This window comes from Actinomyces sp. oral taxon 169 (assembly GCF_013394715.1).
Classification (GTDB): domain Bacteria; phylum Actinomycetota; class Actinomycetes; order Actinomycetales; family Actinomycetaceae; genus Actinomyces.
In genome coordinates, this window is sequence record NZ_CP058259.1 from 1,370,028 (window position 1) to 1,388,726 (window position 18,699).

The following is an 18,699-nucleotide window of genomic DNA, read 5'->3' on the forward strand; positions in this document are numbered from 1 at the left end:
TGGCCGTGACTCGTACTCCTGGACTTCGCGCCTGGGCGGCCCTGGCCGTCCTGACCCTGGCCGTGACCCTGCTGGCCATCGACTCCACGGTGCTGGCTCTGGCCATCCCCTCGCTGAGTGCGGACCTGAGCCCGACGGCCAGCCAGCTGCTGTGGATCGGTGACATCTACTCCTTCACCCTGGCGGGTCTTCTGGTCACCATGGGCAATGTCGCCGACCGCATCGGTCGGCGACGCCTCTTGCTCATCGGGACACTCGGCTTCGGAACGGCCAGCATCATGGCGGCCTTCGCACCCAGTGCGGGAGCCCTTATCGCCGCCCGAGCCCTACTGGGCGTCGGAGGCGCCACGATCATGCCCTCCACGCTCTCCCTCATCCGCAATGTCTTCCCCGACGCCCGCCACCGCACCACCGCCATCGCGATCTGGTCGGCAGGCAGCTCGGGCGGCACCGCCCTGGGGCCGCTGGTCGGTGGAATCCTGCTCGAGCACTTCTGGTGGGGCAGCGTCTTCCTCATCAATGTTCCGGTCATGGCGGCCGTCATCGTCACGGGCCTGTGGCTCCTGCCGGAGTCCAAGAACGATCAGGGAGCCCCGGTGGACCTGGCCTCCGCGGTCCTGTCGGTCCTGGCCATCGTGCCAATCACCTACGCCGTCAAGTCCTTCGCGCACGACGGCCTCACCGTCGTTGCGACCGCAGCACTGGTGGGCGGCCTGGCCTTCGGATGGCTGTTCATCAGGCGTCAGCGCACGCTGGCCACGCCGCTGATCGACGTCGAGCTCTTCCGGCGCCCCGCATTCACCTGGGCCATCGCGGCCACCGTCCTGGCGATCTTCGCATTGGCCGGCCTGTTGTACTTCTTCTCCCAGTACCTCCAGCTCGTGCGGGGCTACTCCACACTCCGGGCGGGTCTGACTGAGCTGCCCGCGTCGCTGGCCTCCATCGTTGTTGTCGCGGTCGTCGCCGCGGTGGTGCGCCGGCTCGGCAACGGCTGGGCGCTCGGAAGCGGCCTGCTGGTGGCGGCCGTGGGGCTGGTCGTGGTCGCGCTCGGAGAGTCCTACGGTGGAATCGTGGTCATCGGTGTCGGTCTACTCGTCATCGGCGCAGGCATCGGCCTGGCCTTCACGGTCTCCACCGGAGCTGTCCTGGGCGCGGTGCCCGCGGACCGGTCCGGAGCGGCCTCGGCCATCTCCGAGACCGGCCTCGAGTTGGGCGTCGCGCTGGGGATCGCGGTGCTCGGCACGATCCAGGACGTCGGCTACCGGCTGCTGCTCGGGCCCGCCCCCTCCAGTCTTCCGCAGCGAGTGGCCGAGGCCGCCGAGCAGTCCCTGGCCACCCTGGCGGGCGCCATCGACCCGAGCGACCCCGTGCAGGCCGAGCTGATGGTCCAAGCCCGAGAGGCGTTCACCCGGGCCATGCAGGCCACGGCCGTCATCGCCGCCGTCATCCTCCTGGGCGCGGGCATCATGGCCGCACGCCGTATTCCAGCCACGAGTGAGATGAGTGAGGAGACCGCATGAGAACCTCGAAACGGGACCGCATCATCACCGGGGCGCTCGAGCTTGCCCACCGTGACGGCTTCGATACGCTCACCTTCGATGCCCTGGCCGAGCACGTTGGACTGACCCGAGGCGGAGTCATCTACCACTTCCGCACCAAGACCGATCTCCTGGAGGGCATCGCCGCGGCCTTCCTGGAACGATGGCGGGCCGCGGCGCTGGAAGCACTGGGCAAGCCGCCGGAGGAGGCGAGCCGGACCGAGCGCATCGAAGCACTGGCCCGCTCAGTACTCGACGGTGACATCCTTCCCGGAGAGACCAGCTTCATGGTCTCGGCCACTCCGGAGGCGGAGATGCTCGAGGAGGCCTGGAACACGCTGCGCCGGGAGTGGGTGGGGGAGATCCGTGAGCTCACTGCCATGCAGCGAGTGGCGCTGCTGGCCGTGGATGGATGGTGGGCCAACCGCGCTTTCGACACTGACGGGCTGGGCCCCGATGAGCCCGCCATCGCTGACCTCATCGTGTCCCTGGCTCGCGGTGAGGCCGGCGATGGCGGACGGCAGTGACAGGCTCCCCTAGAAGCGGGGAATGTTACGCATGTTCGATGTCGCCATGCTCACGGCCTCACCCGCACCTCGATTAAGGACGATCTTGCTCATTGCTGTGGCGAAGCCGATCAGCTGCTCACCCGTGATCTCTGGAGGAAGCGACAGAGCGTTGGGGTCGGTGATGACCTCGACCAGTGCTGGGCCATTGAAGTCGAAGGCCTTCTGAAAAGCTCTGCGCAAGTCTCGTGGATCGTCAACGCGTTCGGCATGGAAACCGATCGACTGTGCTACTCCGGCGTAGTTGACGTCATGGACATCAGTGCCGAAGTCGGGCAGACCATTGACCAGCATCTCGAGCTTCACCATACCCAGGGTCGAATTGTTGAAGACCACGACCTTGATCGGCAGGTTGTGCATACGGGCGGTCACGAGTTCTCCCATGAGCATGGACAGGCCGCCGTCGCCGGACACGGAGATCACCTGGCGATGGGGGTGGGAGACCTGCGCGCCGATGGCATGGGGGAGGGCGTTTGCCATGGATCCGTGCAGGAAGGATCCGATGAGGCGGCGCGTCCCCAGAGGGTCGATGTAGCGTGCGGTCCACACGTTGCACATTCCGGTGTCCGCAGTGAAGATCGCGTCCTTGGCGGCGACCTCGTTGAGCACGTGGGCGGCATACTCGGGATGAATGGGTTTGATCCTGTCCACCTTGCGCGTATAGGCGCCAATGGGCGCCTTCATGATCTTGGCATGCTTCTTGAGCTGAGCCTTGAGAAAAGCGTCGGAGCGGCGCTTTTTAATATGTGGAATGAGCGCCTCGATGAACGGGATGACGTCTGAGTGAATCGGGTGAGAGACGTCGGTGCGTCGCCCCAGCTTCTCAGCGTGATTGTCCACCTGGACCGTCACGGTGTCCGGTAGGAACTGATCGTAAGGGAAATCGGTTCCCAGTAGGAGCAGTACGTCGGCGTCCTTCATGCCCTCGGCGGCGGCCCCGTATCCCAGGAGGCCCGTCATACCGACGTCGTAGGGATTGTCATACTGGATGAAGTCCTTGCCGCGCAACGAGTGACCGATCGGTGCTTTGAGCAGGTCGGCCAGTGCGATGACTTCGTCGTGAGCGCCCTTCACACCGGCGCCGGCGAAGATCGCCACCTTCCGAGATTTGTTGAGTAAGGCGGACACCTCGGCCACGTCAGCAGGGTTGGGCGACAGGGTGGCCGGTCTGGCCTTGGAGTACTCGGGAATGGCGGCAGTGGCCTTCTCGTCGGAGACATCTCCCGGCAATGAGATCACGCTCACGCCGCTCAGGCTGACAGCGTGGCGGATTGCGGCGTTGACGACACGAGGGGCCTGCTTGGGGGTGGAGATGAGCTCTGAGTAGACCGAGCACTCGTTGAACAGACGATCCGGGTGGGTCTCCTGAAAGTAGGACTGGCCAATCTGAACGCTGGGGATGTGCGAGGCGATCGCCAGCACCGGGGCACCCGAGCGCTGTGCGTCGTACAGGCCGTTAATCAGGTGAAGGTTGCCCGGACCGCAGGAGCCGGCGCACACGGAGAGCTCGCCGGTCAGTTGCGCTTCAGCAGCAGCAGCGAAGGCAGCGGCCTCCTCATGGCGTACATGGACCCAGTCGATCCCACCCTTGGCGGAACCGCCAGTCTTACGGACGGCGTCGACGATCGGATTGAGGGAGTCCCCTACGATGCCGTATATCCTGTGGACACCGGCATCGACGAGCTGGGCCACGAGCTGTTCTGCGACATTCATGCGTCTCTCCCTGGAGATCCTGGATTCGAGTGACCCCATCAGGCTACGCCCGGTGCGACCATAGTCCTAGAATTAATGGCCTGTTGTGAACGAGAAGACCATCAGCGCATGGCACGATGGGCCCATGAGCGAGACCACCGACGGCACCGACCTCCCGGAGTCGAACGTCTTCGCCAAGCCATGGCCGCTCGACCTTGGCCTACCCGGCTTCACGGCCGTGGATCACGCCGACATCGAACCGGCCATCCGCGCCGGGATGGCTGCCGAGCGCCAGGAGTGGGAGGCGATCGCCACCAACGATGACGCACCCACGATCGCCAACACCGTCGACGCGTTGGAGCGATCCGGTGAGCTGCTGGAGCGGGCGCTGACGGTGCTGGACGCCCTGACCTCCGCCACTGACTGCCCGGATCTCGACGAGCTCGAGGAGGCCCTGGCCCCTGAATTGGCGGCCCACTCCGACGCCTACCACCTCGACTCCCGTCTCTACCGACGTTTCAAGGTTCTCGACGAGCTCGTGGCCCAAGCCCCTGAGGGGCAGTGCGCGCGCGACGCCGACGGCACCGTCATCGATGCTGAGACCTCCCGCCTCATCCGGCTGACCGTCGAGGAGTTCGAACGCAACGGCGTCGACCTGGACGAAGCGGATACGCAGGTGCTCAAGGAGATCAACGCCCGCGTCAACGCGCTCAAGATGCGCTTCTCCGTCCTGGTCACCGAGGCCATGCACGCCGCGGGGGTCACGAATGTCACGGTGCCGCCGGCACTGGCCACTACTCGGCCCCACGGCGCCAGGCTCACCCTGCTGGAGACGTCCATGAGTCGAGGGCTGGGGGAGCAGGGCGCCTTCGGCGACACCCGTGGCATCGTTCTGGAGCTCGCCCGGCTGCGCGCCGAACGGGCCGTCCTCCTGGGCTTCCCGCATCACGCCGCCCTCGTGGCCGCGGAGTCGGCCGCCCGCACCACCGAGGCGGTCTCAGAGCTGCTCGGCCGGCTCACTGCGCCGGCCATGGACAACGCCCGCGCAGACGCTCAGGTCTACGCCGCCCGCATGGACCTGGACCCGCAGACCCAGGCCGGTGAGACCTTCGGGCCCGCCGACTGGCCCCTCTACGAGGCCGCTGAGCGCAAGGAGCGCTTCGGCGTCGACGACGAGGTCCTGGCCCCCTACCTGGAGCTGTGGAGCGTGGTCACCAAAGGCGTCTTCTACGCCGCCAACCGCCTCTACGGCATCACCTTCCACGAGCGCGAGGACCTGGCCGAGCACATGTACGCTCCGGGCGTGAAGGTCTGGGAGGTGCGCGACGGCGAGGACGCCCAGGCGCCGGTCCTGGGCCTGTTCGTCGGCGACTACTACGCCCGGGCGGGCAAGTCCGGCGGCGCCTGGATGGACAGTCTCGTCACCGGCTCAACGCTCACCGGCCGCAAGCCGGTCGTCATCAACTGCTGCAACATCGAGCAGCCCACTTCCGGCCCGGTCCTGCTGACGTGGGACGAGGTCGTCACGTGCTTCCACGAGTTCGGGCACGCTCTGCACGCCCTGTTCTCCCAGGCCCGCTACCCTTCGGCCTCCGGAACGGCCGTGCCCCGCGACGTCGTCGAGTTCCCCAGCCAGGTCAACGAGAAGTGGGCGCTTCACCCCGAGGTGCTGTCCTCCTACGCGCGCCACGTGGACACCGGCGAGCCCATGCCCTCCGACCTCGCCGAGCAGCTGCGCGGCCAGGGCACCTTCGGCCAGGGCTACGCCACCACCGAGTACTTGGGGGCGGCTCTGCTCGACCAGGCCTGGCACACCCTGGCCCCCGACGAGGTCCCCGGAGACGTTGCCGAGGTGGAGGACTTCGAGCACCGGGCCCTGGCCCAGGCCGGAGTCGATGACGCGCTCGTGCCTCCCCGCTACCGCTCCACCTACTTCTCCCACGTCTTCGCCGGGGGCTACAGCGCCGCCTACTACGCCTACATCTGGAGCGAGGTCATGGACGCCGATGCCATCGAGTGGTTCACCACTGACGGCGCGATCGACGGCGATCTCGGCCTGAATCGTCGGGCCGGAGAGATCTTCCGTCGCGAGTTCCTCTCCCGCGGCGACTGTCGAGACCCCCTGGTCTCCTATCGGGCCTTCACTGGGCGTGAACCCGGCATCCTGCCTCTTCTTCAACGTCGCGGACTTGCCTGACGGGCGCAGTTCGCTTCTTCACCCTCTCATCACCGGAAGGAACACAATATGGCTCGCGTCACCATCGTCGGCGGTGGATACGGTGGCATCACCGCCGCCAAGGCCCTCGACGACGTCGCCGAGGTCACCCTCGTGGAGCAGAAGGACACCTTCGTCAGCCACGCCGCGGCGCTGCGCGCTGCGGTCGACCGTGACTGGGCGGAGAAGATCTTCCTGCCCTACGACAAGCTCCTCACCAACGGGCGCGTCGTTCACGGAACGGCGCTGACCGTGCGAGGCACCACCGTCGAGGTCTCCGGTCACGGGCAGATCGAGGCCGACTACCTGGTGCTGGCCACCGGGACCGCCTACCCCTTCCCCGCCAAGCACATGGAGTCCTCCTCCGTGATCGCCAAGGCCCGTATCGAGCGCGTCCACTCCAACCTCGAGCAGTCCTCGCGAGTGCTCATCTTGGGCGCCGGCGCCGTCGGCATCGAGCTGGCCGGTGAGATCACCTCGGCCTTCCCGCAGGTCAAGGTGACCATGCTGGAGGCCGCCGACAGGATTCTGCCCGCCGGTGACTACAAGCCGGAGATTCGTGAGGCCATCGCCGACCAGCTCACCCAGCGCGGAGTGGAGATCCTCACCGGTGACTCCCTCAGCTTCCTGCCCCCGGTCGACGTCGGCGTGCTCTCGCCCTTCCGGGTCACCACCCAGGGCGGGCGCCAGCTCGAGGCCGACATGTGGTTCCGTGCCTACGGCTCGGCGGCCGCCACCGGATTCCTCAGCGAGGACTATGACGAGGTGCGCCACTACGACGGCACGATCCGCGTCGACGAGTACCTGCGCGTGGTGGACCACCCCGGTGTCTGGGCCATCGGAGACATCACCGACGTGCGCGAGTCCAAGCGCGCCGACGCCGCCCGCGCCCATGCCCGAGTGGTCGCCAGCAACATCGCCGACATGATCGCGGGCCGCGAGCCCTCCGCGACCTACACGCCCGGGACCGAGCGGATCATCCTGCCCCTGGGGCCCGACGGCGGTGCCTCCCAGATCCTGCGCGACGGTGTGCGCGTGGTCGTCGGCCCCGAGGAGACCAGCAAGATCAAGGGAGAGGACCTCTTCCTGGGCTTCATCCGTCAGGAGCTGGGAGTCGAGTCGGAGGCCTGATCGGGTCGACGTGGCCGGGCAACGCCGTTCGCCTGTGCGCTGCGCGGGGGATAGCCGGTAGTGTGTCCCACATGACGAACGATCCGCGGTCCGCACTCAACCGACTCATTGCCGCCTTCGAGGCGCACCTGGATGCTGCCGCGACCGGTGACGAGCTCTCCCCGGCCGTGGTCGCGGCCGAGAACGCCCTCCAGGACGCCTTCTTCACCTACGACGACTCGCTGTTCACCGCATACGGCATCGAGCTCCCCTTCGAGGCCTTCGACTCCGATGGCGACGATGAGGACGACGATGACGATGATGAGGACTACGACGACGGCGAGTACGACGAGGATGACGACGACTACGACGACAGCGATGATGACGATGATGAGGACTACGACGACGAGGACTGACTGAGGTCCCTGACTGGACGGACGACGTTCCTCAGCCCATCTCTCGGCGGTGGGGCCCACGCGAACTGCGTGGGCCCCACCGCTTTGTCCTGGGTATGATACGGTTAAATATGGTAGGTAAGCCTTCCCTCAGTAGTTGTGTGCCTGTGACCCGTACTCGGTTGTCGCCCACGAAGATAGGAATCCTGATGCCCATGTCTCCGTCCCGCCGTCAGCTGCTCTCCACGACCGCGGCCACAGCCGGTCTGCTGGCTCTGTCCGCCTGTGGTTCGAAGTCCTCGAGCTCGTCAGGCACCGGGGCCGGCGCCGCCTCTGCTGGATCGAGCGCAGAGGCGGTGACGTACCCGGTCACCGTGAAGCATGCCCAAGGGGAGACCACGATCAAGGCGGCGCCCCAGCGCGTCGTCGTTCTCGACTACGGTGTCCTGGACTCCATGGCCGCACTGGGCCTGGCCGACCTCGTCGTCGGCATCCCCAAGACCGGTGGCAACCTGCCCAAGTCCCTGTCCCAGTTCCAGGACGATAAGTACAAGGATATGGGCGGCCTCAAGGAGCCCAAGCAGGAGGCCATCGCCGAGGTCGGGCCGGACCTGGTGATCGTGGCGAACCGGACCGCCAAGTCCTATGAGGACTTCTCAAGCAAGTTCACCACCATTGACATGACTGTCAAGCCGCAGGGTGCGAGTGCGACGGCGGCCGCGAGCCCCGATCAGGGTGGCCAGGGCGGTAACGGGGACAAGGGCAAGAAGAACGAGCCCTCTGCGTCGATGACGGAGATCCTCACCAGCCACTCCACGATCCTCGGCTCGATCTTCGGAAAGAAGAGCGCGGCGCAGGCCAAGGTCAAGGAGTTCACCGATGCTGCCGCTCAGGTGGCCACGGTGGCCAAGAACGCCGGCAAGGGCCTGTGCCTTCTCACCACCGGTGGCAAAGTGAGTGCCTTCGGCAAGGGCTCCCGCTTTGACGTCATCTTTGACGAGTTCGGTGTCACCCCCGCTGTTGAGAACATCGAGGCGGCGACCCACGGCGAGGCCGTCTCCTTCGAGTTCATCGGGCAGGCCAACCCTGATGTCCTCTTCGTCCTGGACCGCGACGCCACCATCGGGCAAGAGGGCTCCTCGGCCAAGGAGATTCTCGACAACGAGCTGGTCACCGCCACCAATGCCTGGAAGAACAACAAGGTCTACTACCTTGACGGCCCCGACTGGTACCTCCTGGGCGCCGGATTCGGAGTCAGTCTGCGCATGGCCAAGGAGATCAAGGGCGATTTGTCCGCATGAGCCCCAGGAACCCCGTTGCGGCCTGGGGACACAGGCCACGACGGTCGGGCCTGTCGCTCCTGGTCGGTGGTCTTCTGCTTCTGCTCGTCCTGGGACTCGTGTCGGTGTGTATCGGAGTGGCAGACTTCGATCCGGTGGATCTGGTTCGCACCGGTTCGCAGGGCCGCTCCATGCGCCTCTTCATGGTCTCGAGAGTGCCGCGCACCCTGGCGGCCGTGCTCGCCGGTTCGGGCATCGCTGTGGCGGGCGCCGTCATGCAGATGAGTGTGCGCAACCGTTTCGTGTCCCCGACCACGGCAGGCACGACTCAGTTCGCCGTCGTCGGGCTGCTGCTTGTGGCTCTCTTCGCACCGGGCACCAGTGTTCTGGCGAAGATGCTGGTGGCCTCGGCATGCGCGGTAGCGGGCTCGGCAGTCTTCCTGTGGCTCCTGCGACTGCTGCCCCACCGGCGCACGTCCGATGACGTCACGGTCCCCCTGATCGGCCTCATGCTCGGTGGCGTGGTCGGAGCGGGTACCACCTTCGTGGCCTGGCGCTACGACCTGCTGCAGTCACTAGGTTCCTGGACGGCCGGCGACCTGTCCCGGGTGCTGGCCGGCCGCTATGAGCTGCTCTGGCTGGTGGCGCTCATCGTCCTGCTGCTCTATCTCGCCGCCGACCGCCTCACTGTGGCGAGCCTTGGGGCGGAGACGGCCACCGGGCTCGGGCTGAGCTATCACCGCACCATCAACCTCACGATCATGGCCGCAGCCGTCATGACGGCGGTCAGCGTCGTCGTGGTCGGGAGCCTGCCGTTCCTCGGGCTCGTGGTACCCAACATCGTCTCCCGGCTCATGGGGGACAATCTGCGCCGGAGTCTTCCGATCATTGCCGTCGGTGGTGCTGTTCTGACGCTGGGGTGCGACGTCGTCGGACGTGTGGTCCGCTACCCCTACGAGGTTCCGCTGTCCGTCATCATGGGGGTCGTCGGCGCCGGCGTCTTCACCGTGCTCATCCTGCGAGGTGTGGAACGTGGCTGACGTGCTGTCCGGACGTCGTCGCCGGGAGAACCGGCGTTCCATCCTCCGCCTGGTGGTCGTCCTGCTCCTGGTGCTGGTGGCCAGCGGCGTCTTCCTGGTCATCAACGCCTTCGACCCGCTTCTGGTCCTGCCCTACCGGCTGCCCTCCCTCGGGGCGATGCTGTGTGTGGGATGGGCCAGTGGCGTGTCCACCGTCATGTTCCAGACGGTCACCGGCAACCGGATCCTCACGCCCTCCGTGCTCGGTCTGGATGCGCTCTACGCCCTGCTGCAGGTGGTTCTTCTTCTCGTGCTGGGGGCGGCGGGACTCTCCTCGCTGCCGGACCTGGGTGCTTTCGTCCTGACGCTTCTGGTGATGATCGGTGTGTCCGTGGCACTCATGGGGGCCGTGCTCGGTGCCAGGCGCTCGGTGACCACGTTGGTGCTACTGGGCATCGTGCTGGGAACCTTCCTGCGCTCAGGGACCACTTTCATCCAGCGGCTCCTGGATCCCAATGACTTCCTCATCCTTCAGGACCGGCTCTTCGCCTCCTTCGGCTCGATCAACTCGGATCTGCTGGTGCTCTCGCTGGTCCTGACCGCCGCCGTGTCGATTCTGGCGATCCGAGAGCTGCGGGCGCTCGATGTCGTGGCTCTCGGGCCCGGTGTCGCCACCGCACTCGGAGTCGATCACCGTCGTATCAGCCGGCGCGTGATGGTCATGGTGGCCGTGCTGGTATCCGTGTCCACGGCCCTGGTCGGGCCGATCATGTTCCTGGGCCTCCTCGTTGCCCACCTGGCCTACTGGGCCGCCGGTACCAACCGCCACGTGGTCACCGTGCCCATGGCGGCACTCGTCGCCATGCTCGTCCTCGTGACCGGACAGACAGTGCTGGCTCATGTCCTGGATGCCGACAACGTCCTGTCCGTCATCATCGAGTTCCTCGGCGGGCTCACCCTCATCGCCCTCCTCATCAGCTCCAGGAGACGTTCATGATCGCAGTTCGTAGCCTTGCCAAGTCCTACGGTGAGCGTCAGGTGCTCTCCGACGTCAACCTTGACCTGCCGGCCGGCGGAGTTATCGGGCTGGTTGGTGCCAACGGGGCCGGTAAGTCCACGCTGTTGTCCGTGATCGCCAGACTCCTGGGAGCCGACGCCGGCACGGTGGAAGTCGGTGGTCTGAACGTCGCCACCGCCCCGGGGCGCCAGCTCGCCACCGTTCTGTCCGTCCTCAAGCAGGACAACCATCTCGCCGTGCGACTGACTGTGCGTGACCTCGTGGGATTTGGCCGCTATCCGCACAATCGGGGACGCCCCACCGAGCACGATGAGACGATCGTCGACCAGGCCCTGGAGTGGATGGACCTGACAGAGTTGGCCGACCGCTACCTCGATGAGATGTCCGGTGGGCAGCGCCAGCGGGCCTTCGTCGCCATGGTGCTGGCCCAGGAGACTCCCTACATGCTCCTGGACGAGCCCCTCAACAACCTGGACATGGTCCACTCGGTGGCCATGATGCGTCGTCTACGCGCTGCCGCCCACGAGCTCGAGCGCACGGTCGTGGTTGTCATGCATGACATCAATATGGCCGCCGCATGGTCGGACCGGATCGTCGCCATGCGTGAGGGCAGGGTCGTCCTTCAAGGAACCCCCGAGGAGACCATGACCCGAGAGTGCCTGAGTGAGGTCTTCGGTATGGATGTACCGGTCCATGAGATCGACGGCAGGCGCATCGCCCTCGTCTGGGGCTGATACTCGCCAGGGGCCGCTTCACAGCAGTGCCGGGAGCTTTAGAAGCGCTCGGGGTAGCCGAGCTGGACGGAGGTGACCTCGTCCAAGGCGTGTCGGATCTGGACCGGAAGCTCCAGGTCGTCTGCCGACAGCACGCCCTGGAGCTGAGCCGGAGTGCGGGCACCCACAATGGTTGAGGCGATCCCCGGGGCATCGCGGGCCCAAGCGAGTGCGACCTCGGCCGGCTTACGGTCAAGGCCTGAGGCGGCAGTGGCCACGGCCTCAACCACACCCCGGTGCGCCTCGCCCAGGTAGGGGGACACGTAGGAGCGCAGGTGCGGGGAGGCGGCCCGCGAGTCCGGTGGAATCGTCGCCCGGTACTTGCCGGTGAGCACGCCCCGACCCAGGGGGGCGTAGCCGAGGATGCCGAAGCCCAGGGCCTGCGAGGCGGGCCGCAGCTCGCGCTCGATACCTCGGGAGAGCAGCGAGTGCTCCACCTCGACGGCCGCCAGCCCCGGACCCCGGCCGCACTCGCTGAGCAGATCATGCATGCGCACCGAAGCCCACGCGGGGTGGTTGGCGATGCCCACGTACCGGGTGCGCCCGGAGGAGACGGCCAGGCTCAGTGCGTGGGCCGTCTCCTCCAGGGAGGTGCTGGAATCGGGCACCTGGACCAGCAGGAGGTCCAGGTGATCGGTGCCCAAGCGGGCCAGGCTGGTGTCGAGCGTGTCCAGCAGCGAGCCGCGGGAGGCGTCAGCCACCGAGGACCGCTCCCCGGTTCGCCAGGTGCGCACCCCGGCCTTGGAGACCAGGACGAGGTCCTGGCGATCCACGTGCTCGCGCAGGAGCGCCCCAATCACCTCCTCGCTGACGCCCTCGCCGTAGGAGGCGGCGGTGTCCACAAGCGTGCCCCCGGCATCGAGGAAGATGTCGAGCTGTTCCTTGGCCTCGAGCTCATCGGTGTCCCGGCCCCAGGTCATCGTGCCCAGGCCCACGGAGGACACACGCAGGCCGGTCCGGCCGAGTCTCCTGTGCTCCATAGGCCTAACCGTAGCGGCTCGACCTACTTGCGTACGGTGATGGTCCAGGCCGCGTCGCCGGTGCGCTCGAACTCGGTGACGGTGTAGCCGTTGTCGGCGGCCCAAGCCGGCAGTGTCTGAGTCCCCTGGGTGCAGTCGAAGCCGATGACGAGCTCGTCGCCGACGCTGAGCTCCTCCATGGCCTCTTCGGCCTCGATGACGGGGAAGGGGCAGACCTGACCGGTGGTCTCCAGAACAGTGCGCATGAGTGACTCCTTGAAGCGATGTGATGAGGTTGCGGGGGCGGTTGGGAAAGCGGGATGGTTGCGGGGGTTCTGGCGAGGCCTCAGACGGTGGCGGGCACGCGTGAGGCCGCCCGCTCGGCGCGACGACGCTGCCGGGGACGGATGAGGAGGAACCAGGCGGCCACCCCGACCCCCAGCACCTGGAAGACCAGTGCGATCCAGCCCTGCCATGACAGGAGCGAGGTCTGCACCAGGGCGTTGCCGATGGAGCAGCCACCGGCCCAGGCGGCGCCGATCCCCATGAGGACACCGCCGGCGATGGAGCGCTGGATGACCTGGGCGCTGGGCACACGGACACGGAACTCGCCGGAGGCCTTGGCTGCGATGTAGGAGCCGAGCAGGATGCCCAGGACCAGCAGCACGCCCCAGTCGAGTCGCTTGACATCCCCGGTGACGATGAGGTTCACCAGGTTCGACGACGGCGTCGTGATCCCCAGCCCGTCCGGGCGCCCCGAGGCCCAGGATGTGGGCCAGGCGATGACGGCGACGACGCCCACGAGGAATCCGGTGGCCAGAGGGTTCCACTGCTTCTCCAGCAGCAGGTGAGCCGGGCCCGTGCGCTGGGCGGGCAGCTGGATCTGAGCGGGACGGCTGCGCTCCAGAACGATGAAGCGGTGCACAACGAGCCCGGTGACGGCGGCCAGCATGACGACGCCGCCCCAGCTCGGCAGACCGATGGTGGCTGGGATGGTGGTCAGGTCGGTGACCCACAGTCCTTTGACCCAGCTCGTCACCCCCGACAGGAGTCCCGTCTTTGAGGCGGCCGCCGTGGTGGCATAGGCCACGAGCGCGAACCAGGAACCGACCAGGCCCTCGCCGGCGCGGTAGTAGGTCCCGGTGGCGCAGCCGCCGGCCAGGACGATCCCGACTCCGAACAGGAAGGAACCGACAACGGTGGCAACCACCGACAGCTTGGGGATCTCGGGGGTGATGGAGCCTGCTGAGGTCAGGACGGCGACTCCGACCGCCTGAACGGCGATGGCCAGTAGGAAGGCTGTGAACCAGCGCCAGGAGCGGGAGACCCACAGGTCCCGGAAGGCGCCGGTGATGCAGAAACGGCCCCGTTGGAGGATGAAACCGAGGACGGCTCCAACGATGAGCCCAGTGAGGATGGTGGGTGACGGCACGGTGTGGTCCTTGTCCGGCTGCTGCTGTCAGGTGCAAGCAGCCTGCGTGGGGACCGGTGACGCAGCACAGGTGGAAAGACAGAGACAGGCCACGTCATCCGGTGGGGGAGTGAGGTGGAGGCCTGGCTGGACGTGGCTGATGGGGCGCCGTCTCAGGGGCGCCGGGAGCCGGGGAGAACGATCTGTCTGAGACCGCCTCAGAACGCCCGAACCAGGCAGCGCATACACATGCCGGCTCCGCGCGAGGCGGTACGGGCTGCGTTGGCCTGGACGACGTTCATGTGCTTCTCCATGGGGATCTGGGAAGTGCGTGGCGACGGTTGTCAGCCGTCATGGACTGTAATCGACGGCCTCTGGCCGTGGCAATTCCTGAACAATGGCCGAGATCAGGCAGCGGTGCGGCGTGCGGTCAGGAGGCGGGCGATCCCGTCATCGGGTACCTGCGGTGTGGTGCCGCCGAAGAGCGGGCACTGGGCCTGGAAGGCGCACCAGTCGCACAGCCGGGAGCGGCGGGGGTGGAAGGAGCCGTTGCGAGCGCAGTCCTCGACCTCGTCCCACAGGTGCGCCAGGCGCGTCTCGGTGCGTTCCAGCTCGGCCAGGCGAGGATCGTGAGTCAGGACCCGTCCGTCCTTGAGATAGACCAGCTGGAGACGGGCCGGCGCCCGCCCGCGCAGGCGCCACAGCACCAGCGCGTAGAAGCGCATCTGGAACAGCGCCTCCTCCATGAAACGCGTGCCGGGGCTGCGCCCGGTCTTGTAGTCGACCACTCTCATGGCGCCGTCGGGTGCCACGTCCAGACGGTCCACGAAGCCTCGCAGGAGCAGGCCGTCACCGGTCTCAGTCTGGACGAAGAGCTCGCGCTCGGCCGGCTCCAGGCGCTGGGGGTTCTCCAGGGTGAAGTAGGTGCGAATGAGCCCGCGGGCCTCCTCCAGCCAGGTCTCCACCTGGTCGGCGTCCTCGAACAGGTCCATGACCTCCGGGTTCTTCTCACGGTGGGATGCCCACTGGCCGGGCAGGAGCTCGAGGGCCGCCTGTGGGAGGCGTTCCGAGGCCGGAAGATCGTAGAGACGCTCCAGCACGCCGTGGACCACGGTGCCCTTGTGCGTCGCCAGCGAACCGGGCTCGGGAAGGCGGTCGACCGTGCGCAGACGGAACATGAGCGGGCACTGCATGAAGTCCTTGGCCCGAGAGGGGGACAGGGCCGCGCGGCGTCCGCCGCCCGCGCCCGCTCCCGGACGGCCACTGGCACCCGGACCGGTGGGCCTGACGTCGGTCTGAGGCGATGAGCTGGATGCGGTGAGCGGCTCGTGGGACATGGGGACGACGCTACCGCGAGGAGGTGACGCGGTGTCGGATCTGGCCGGAGGGCGCGGTCTTCCTCCACAGGCCGCGTCCGTGGGGAGAGACATCCGCGGCTGTGGCCGCCGAGTGGATCGAGTGGATGCGGCACCCGGCTGCCGACGGCGTTAGGCTCGCGCCCATGCCTGCCTCCACATCGACCGGCGAGTGGGTGATCGCCCGCGTCGGCGGCGCCCCCGTCGTCATCTCACCGACCTCTCTTCTGCTCGGTCTGCTCATCGCGGGCAGCTGGTACCCGCTGGTCTCCTCGGCCCTGGGCACCTTCGGGACCACGACGGTGCTGCTGGTGGTGGTCTCCACGGTTCTGGGCGTTGCGCTCTCGGTGCTGCTGCACGAGCTGGCCCACGGGCTGTCTGGAACTCTCATGGGCAGGCGACCCACCCGTTACGAGCTCTACCTGTGGGGCGGGCGCACCTCCTTCGGGCCGGCACGCGAGTGGACCGCGTGGAAGGACCTGGTCACCTCCCTGTCAGGACCGGTCACCAACCTGCTCATCTGGGGCATCGGAACGTGGGTGCAGGACTTCGTCAGTCTGCCGGTTCCCGTCGCCTTCACCATATGGGCCGTGACCCTGGTCAACCTGGCCCTGGCCATTTTCAACGCCCTGCCGGGTCTTCCCCTCGACGGCGGCTACGCCCTGGCCGCGCTCGTGGTCCAGGTGACCGGCAACCGCAGACTCGGTCTCAAAGTGGCCGGTTGGGGCGGGCTGGCGGTGGTCGGCGGTGTCGTGTGGTGGTGGATCCTGCGCCCCCTCGTGCTTGACGGTCGCCAGCCCGACGCCTTCAACCTCATCCTGGTCGTCATGGTGGGCTGGTCGATCGTGGCCTCCAGCTGGCAGGTTCTCGAGCTCGGGGGAGGAGCCAGGGCCGCCTCGAAGCTGGACCTGCGCGAGCTGGCCAGGCCCCTGCGCGTCGTCGGACCCGAGACACCTGTGTCCCAGGTGCGTGAAGCGCTGGCCCAAGGAGCCGCACTCGTCCTCGTCACTGACGGACCCGAGCTGGTGGGCACGATCGACGCGGCCGCCCTCCAGGAGCTCGGGCTGTCGGACGCAGCAGGCTCAACCCCCACGCTCGGGGTGAGCGCCAGGCAGATCTGCACGGTGCTGCCGGCCGCTGCAGTGACCACCGACCTGACCGGCCAGGAGGCCGCCGATGCCATGAAACGAGCCCGGGAGGTCTCACGCTGGCTGGTGCTCGTGGAGGCTGGGAGCCTGGCCGGCGCGGTCCCCACCGGCGCGCGCTGAGAGGCGGCGGTGACTGAGGCGACCGCGACGACCAAACCGCCCGACCAGGTCACCGAATCATCATGCCCACCGGCTCCGACACCGCTGAGGATGCTAACCTGCACCTAGGAAGAAATGCCTCCGGGCATCGGTATCAGCGTCATCTTTGAAGGTGAAACCATGAGCGACGTCAGCCCCCAGGACCTCTCTCAAGAGATTCTGGCTTCGCCGGCCAAGGCATCGATCTTCCTCACGGTGACTGTACGGAGCGGGGGCGAGTCCGCGGTCATCGATCTGCTGACCGCTGTGTCCGGGCTGACCCGGGCGGTGGGTTTCCGTTACCCCGAGACGATGCTCAGCTGCGTCGTCGGTATTGGGGCAGGCATGTGGGACCGCCTCTTCGACGTGCCTCGTCCTGAGTACCTGCACGACTTCGAGGCACTTCAGGGAGGAAAGCACAGTGCCCCCTCGACTCCGGGAGACCTGTTCTTCCACCTGCGCGCCTCAACTCTCGACATGTGCTTCGAGCTGGCGCGCCAGATCATGCGCCGACTGGGCTCTGCGGTCAGTACCTACGATGAGGTTCACGCCTTCCGCTACCTCGATAATCGGGACCCTCTGGGCTTCGTCGACGGTACTGAGAGTCCGCGGGGGCAGGCGGCCGTTGCCGCAGCGCTCATCAACGAGGGCGCTTGGGTGGGCGGCAGCTACATCATTGAGCAGAAGTACGTCCACAACCTCACCGCTTGGGACTCATTGAGCGTCGAGGAACAGGAACGCGTCATCGGGCGCACCAAGCTCGATGACACCCAGCTCCCTGACGACGAGCAGCCCACCAACAGCCACGTCACCATGAACACCATTGAGGATGCCGACGGCAACGAGCTCCAGATCGTGCGTGACAATCTGGCCTTCGGTGAGGCCTCCGGGGAGCAGGGCACGTTCTTCATGAGCTACGCCGCGGACCCACGCGTCACCGAGCTCATGCTCCGGCGTATGTTCCTGGGGGAGCCCGAGGGCAACTACGACCGCATCCTCGATTTCTCCACGCCTCTGACGGGATGTCTGTTCTTCGCTCCGCCGGCCGCCTTCCTTGACGACGCCGACCAGTACGCGAAGCCTTCTGTCCGACCTGAGGCGGGACCGCAGGACCCAACCCAGCCTGCCACTGAGCTGAGCGCCGCCAAGGACCTAGGGTTCAACGCGTCTTCTGAGGCGCCGCGTGACCAGACACCAGATGACCACAGCAATGGTGCGGGTTCCACTGCCGCACCGTCCGACGGATCCCTCGGGATCGGAAACCTGAAAGGCCGAGTATGAACAATCTGCATCGACAGCTGGCCCCCATCTCCGAAGCTGCCTGGGGTGAGATCGACCAAGAGGCGCGGCGCACCTTCATCCGCTGGATCGCTGGACGACGCGTCGTCGACGTGGTTGGACCCGACGGAGAGGAACTCGCGGCAGTACGCACCGGTCACCAGGTACGCGTGGACACCCCCTTCGAAGGCGTCCAGGCCCACCAGCGTCAGGTCCGCCAGGTCGTCGAGCTGAAGGTTCCCTTCCGGGTCAGCCGCGAGGCTGTCGACGCCGTTGACCGGGGAGCCCAGGACTCCGACTGGCAACCCGTGAAGGACGCCGTTGCTCAGATCGCCAGGGCCGAGGACGGCATTGTCTTCGACGGGCTGGCGAGCGCGGGCATTGAGGGACTGGTTCCCTCAAGCTCCAACCGTGCCGTATCGCTCCCGCAGCCGAAGGATCTTCCCGACGCCGTTGCCGCTGCCCTCAAGGAGCTCCGCCTCGCCGGAGTCGAAGGCCCCTACGCCCTCCTGCTCTCCGCCGAGCTGTGGACCGCCGTCGCGGAGACCACCGATGACGGTTACCCCATCCGCAAGCACATCGATCGTCTCCTGGACGGCGAGGTCCTGTGGGCCCCCGCCATCCAGGGTGCTGTTCTGCTGAGCACGCGGGGCGGCGACTACGAGCTGCACCTCGGCCAGGACCTCTCCATCGGATATCTCTCACACGATGCCGAGTCGATTGAGCTCTATCTCCAAGAGACGCTCACTTTCCTCCCGTACACCTCTGAGGCGAGTGTCGTGATGACGCACTGAGGTCGCGCAC

General features: G+C 66.9%; 17 protein-coding genes. 12 read left to right on the forward strand and 5 right to left on the reverse strand.

Annotated elements, in window-relative coordinates; translation table 11 throughout:
* Positions 1-5: 5 nt before the first annotated feature.
* Both HW274_RS05905 and HW274_RS05910 read left to right on the forward strand, forming a co-directional pair.
* Positions 6-1,520: an MFS transporter gene (locus tag HW274_RS05905; protein WP_185989468.1), complete on the forward strand. Its 1,515-nt coding sequence runs from the start codon at positions 6-8 to the stop codon at positions 1,518-1,520.
* Entirely contained in the window at positions 1,517-2,065 is a 549-nt protein-coding gene (locus HW274_RS05910) for a TetR/AcrR family transcriptional regulator (RefSeq protein ID WP_185989469.1), read from the forward strand. Before HW274_RS05905 ends, HW274_RS05910 begins: the two co-directional genes overlap by 4 nt.
* Before the next feature lie 9 nt (positions 2,066-2,074).
* Here the strand turns inward: HW274_RS05910 and HW274_RS05915 are convergent, their stop codons facing one another.
* Positions 2,075-3,817, reverse strand: a complete 1,743-nt coding sequence (locus tag HW274_RS05915; protein ID WP_185989470.1) for a pyruvate dehydrogenase — start codon at positions 3,815-3,817, stop codon at positions 2,075-2,077.
* A 124-nt stretch (positions 3,818-3,941) separates the two neighbouring features.
* Here HW274_RS05915 and HW274_RS05920 point away from each other — a divergent pair, with 124 nt between their 5' ends.
* From HW274_RS05920 to HW274_RS05950, 7 genes are all read left to right on the forward strand, one after another.
* A complete protein-coding gene (locus HW274_RS05920) occupies positions 3,942-5,993 on the forward strand; it encodes a M3 family metallopeptidase (RefSeq protein WP_185989471.1) in 2,052 nt (683 codons plus the stop codon).
* Positions 5,994-6,041: 48 nt separating this feature from the next.
* On the forward strand, positions 6,042-7,142 hold the full coding sequence (locus HW274_RS05925; RefSeq protein ID WP_185989472.1) for an NAD(P)/FAD-dependent oxidoreductase: 1,101 nt from the start codon (positions 6,042-6,044) through the stop codon (positions 7,140-7,142).
* 71 nt (positions 7,143-7,213) lie between these two features.
* Entirely contained in the window at positions 7,214-7,537 is a 324-nt protein-coding gene (locus HW274_RS05930; RefSeq protein ID WP_010615133.1) for a hypothetical protein, read from the forward strand.
* A 188-nt stretch (positions 7,538-7,725) separates the two neighbouring features.
* Positions 7,726-8,817: a siderophore ABC transporter substrate-binding protein gene (locus HW274_RS05935; RefSeq protein ID WP_185989473.1), complete on the forward strand. Its 1,092-nt coding sequence runs from the start codon at positions 7,726-7,728 to the stop codon at positions 8,815-8,817.
* The gene (locus HW274_RS05940; protein ID WP_081386042.1) at positions 8,814-9,836 is read left to right on the forward strand and encodes an ABC transporter permease; all 1,023 of its coding nucleotides are present in this window, start codon (positions 8,814-8,816) and stop codon (positions 9,834-9,836) included. The genes HW274_RS05935 and HW274_RS05940 overlap by 4 nt, the downstream gene beginning before the upstream one ends.
* The gene (locus tag HW274_RS05945; RefSeq protein ID WP_185989474.1) at positions 9,829-10,812 is read left to right on the forward strand and encodes an iron chelate uptake ABC transporter family permease subunit; all 984 of its coding nucleotides are present in this window, start codon (positions 9,829-9,831) and stop codon (positions 10,810-10,812) included. Before HW274_RS05940 ends, HW274_RS05945 begins: the two co-directional genes overlap by 8 nt.
* A complete protein-coding gene (locus HW274_RS05950) occupies positions 10,809-11,567 on the forward strand; it encodes an ABC transporter ATP-binding protein (protein WP_075253782.1) in 759 nt (252 codons plus the stop codon). Before HW274_RS05945 ends, HW274_RS05950 begins: the two co-directional genes overlap by 4 nt.
* 38 nt (positions 11,568-11,605) lie before the next feature.
* On the opposite strand, the gene HW274_RS05955 is transcribed toward HW274_RS05950, so the two are convergent.
* The 4 genes from HW274_RS05955 to HW274_RS05970 all read right to left on the reverse strand — a co-directional run bounded on the left by HW274_RS05955 (position 11,606) and on the right by HW274_RS05970 (position 15,313).
* Entirely contained in the window at positions 11,606-12,586 is a 981-nt protein-coding gene (locus HW274_RS05955; RefSeq protein WP_185989475.1) for an aldo/keto reductase, read from the reverse strand.
* A gap of 23 nt (positions 12,587-12,609) precedes the next feature.
* Entirely contained in the window at positions 12,610-12,831 is a 222-nt protein-coding gene (locus tag HW274_RS05960) for a sulfurtransferase TusA family protein (RefSeq protein ID WP_010615135.1), read from the reverse strand.
* Positions 12,832-12,911: 80 nt separating this feature from the next.
* Complete coding sequence (locus tag HW274_RS05965) at positions 12,912-13,997, reverse strand: YeeE/YedE family protein (RefSeq protein WP_185989476.1); 1,086 nt, start codon at positions 13,995-13,997, stop codon at positions 12,912-12,914.
* 386 nt (positions 13,998-14,383) lie between these two features.
* Positions 14,384-15,313 (reverse strand): PD-(D/E)XK nuclease family protein, encoded by a 930-nt coding sequence (locus HW274_RS05970; protein ID WP_260679210.1) that lies wholly within the window; start codon positions 15,311-15,313, stop codon positions 14,384-14,386.
* 164 nt (positions 15,314-15,477) lie between these two features.
* Here HW274_RS05970 and HW274_RS05975 point away from each other — a divergent pair, with 164 nt between their 5' ends.
* The 3 genes from HW274_RS05975 (at position 15,478) to HW274_RS05985 (ending at position 18,689) form a co-directional block, all read left to right on the forward strand.
* Positions 15,478-16,599 carry a peptidase M50 gene (locus HW274_RS05975; RefSeq protein WP_185989477.1) on the forward strand — a complete coding sequence of 374 codons (1,122 nt, stop codon included), beginning with the start codon at positions 15,478-15,480 and terminating at the stop codon, positions 16,597-16,599.
* A 159-nt stretch (positions 16,600-16,758) separates the two neighbouring features.
* On the forward strand, positions 16,759-17,898 hold the full coding sequence (locus HW274_RS05980) for a Dyp-type peroxidase (protein WP_185989478.1): 1,140 nt from the start codon (positions 16,759-16,761) through the stop codon (positions 17,896-17,898).
* Complete coding sequence (locus tag HW274_RS05985) at positions 17,895-18,689, forward strand: family 1 encapsulin nanocompartment shell protein (protein WP_185989479.1); 795 nt, start codon at positions 17,895-17,897, stop codon at positions 18,687-18,689. The genes HW274_RS05980 and HW274_RS05985 overlap by 4 nt, the downstream gene beginning before the upstream one ends.
* Positions 18,690-18,699 lie beyond the last annotated feature (10 nt).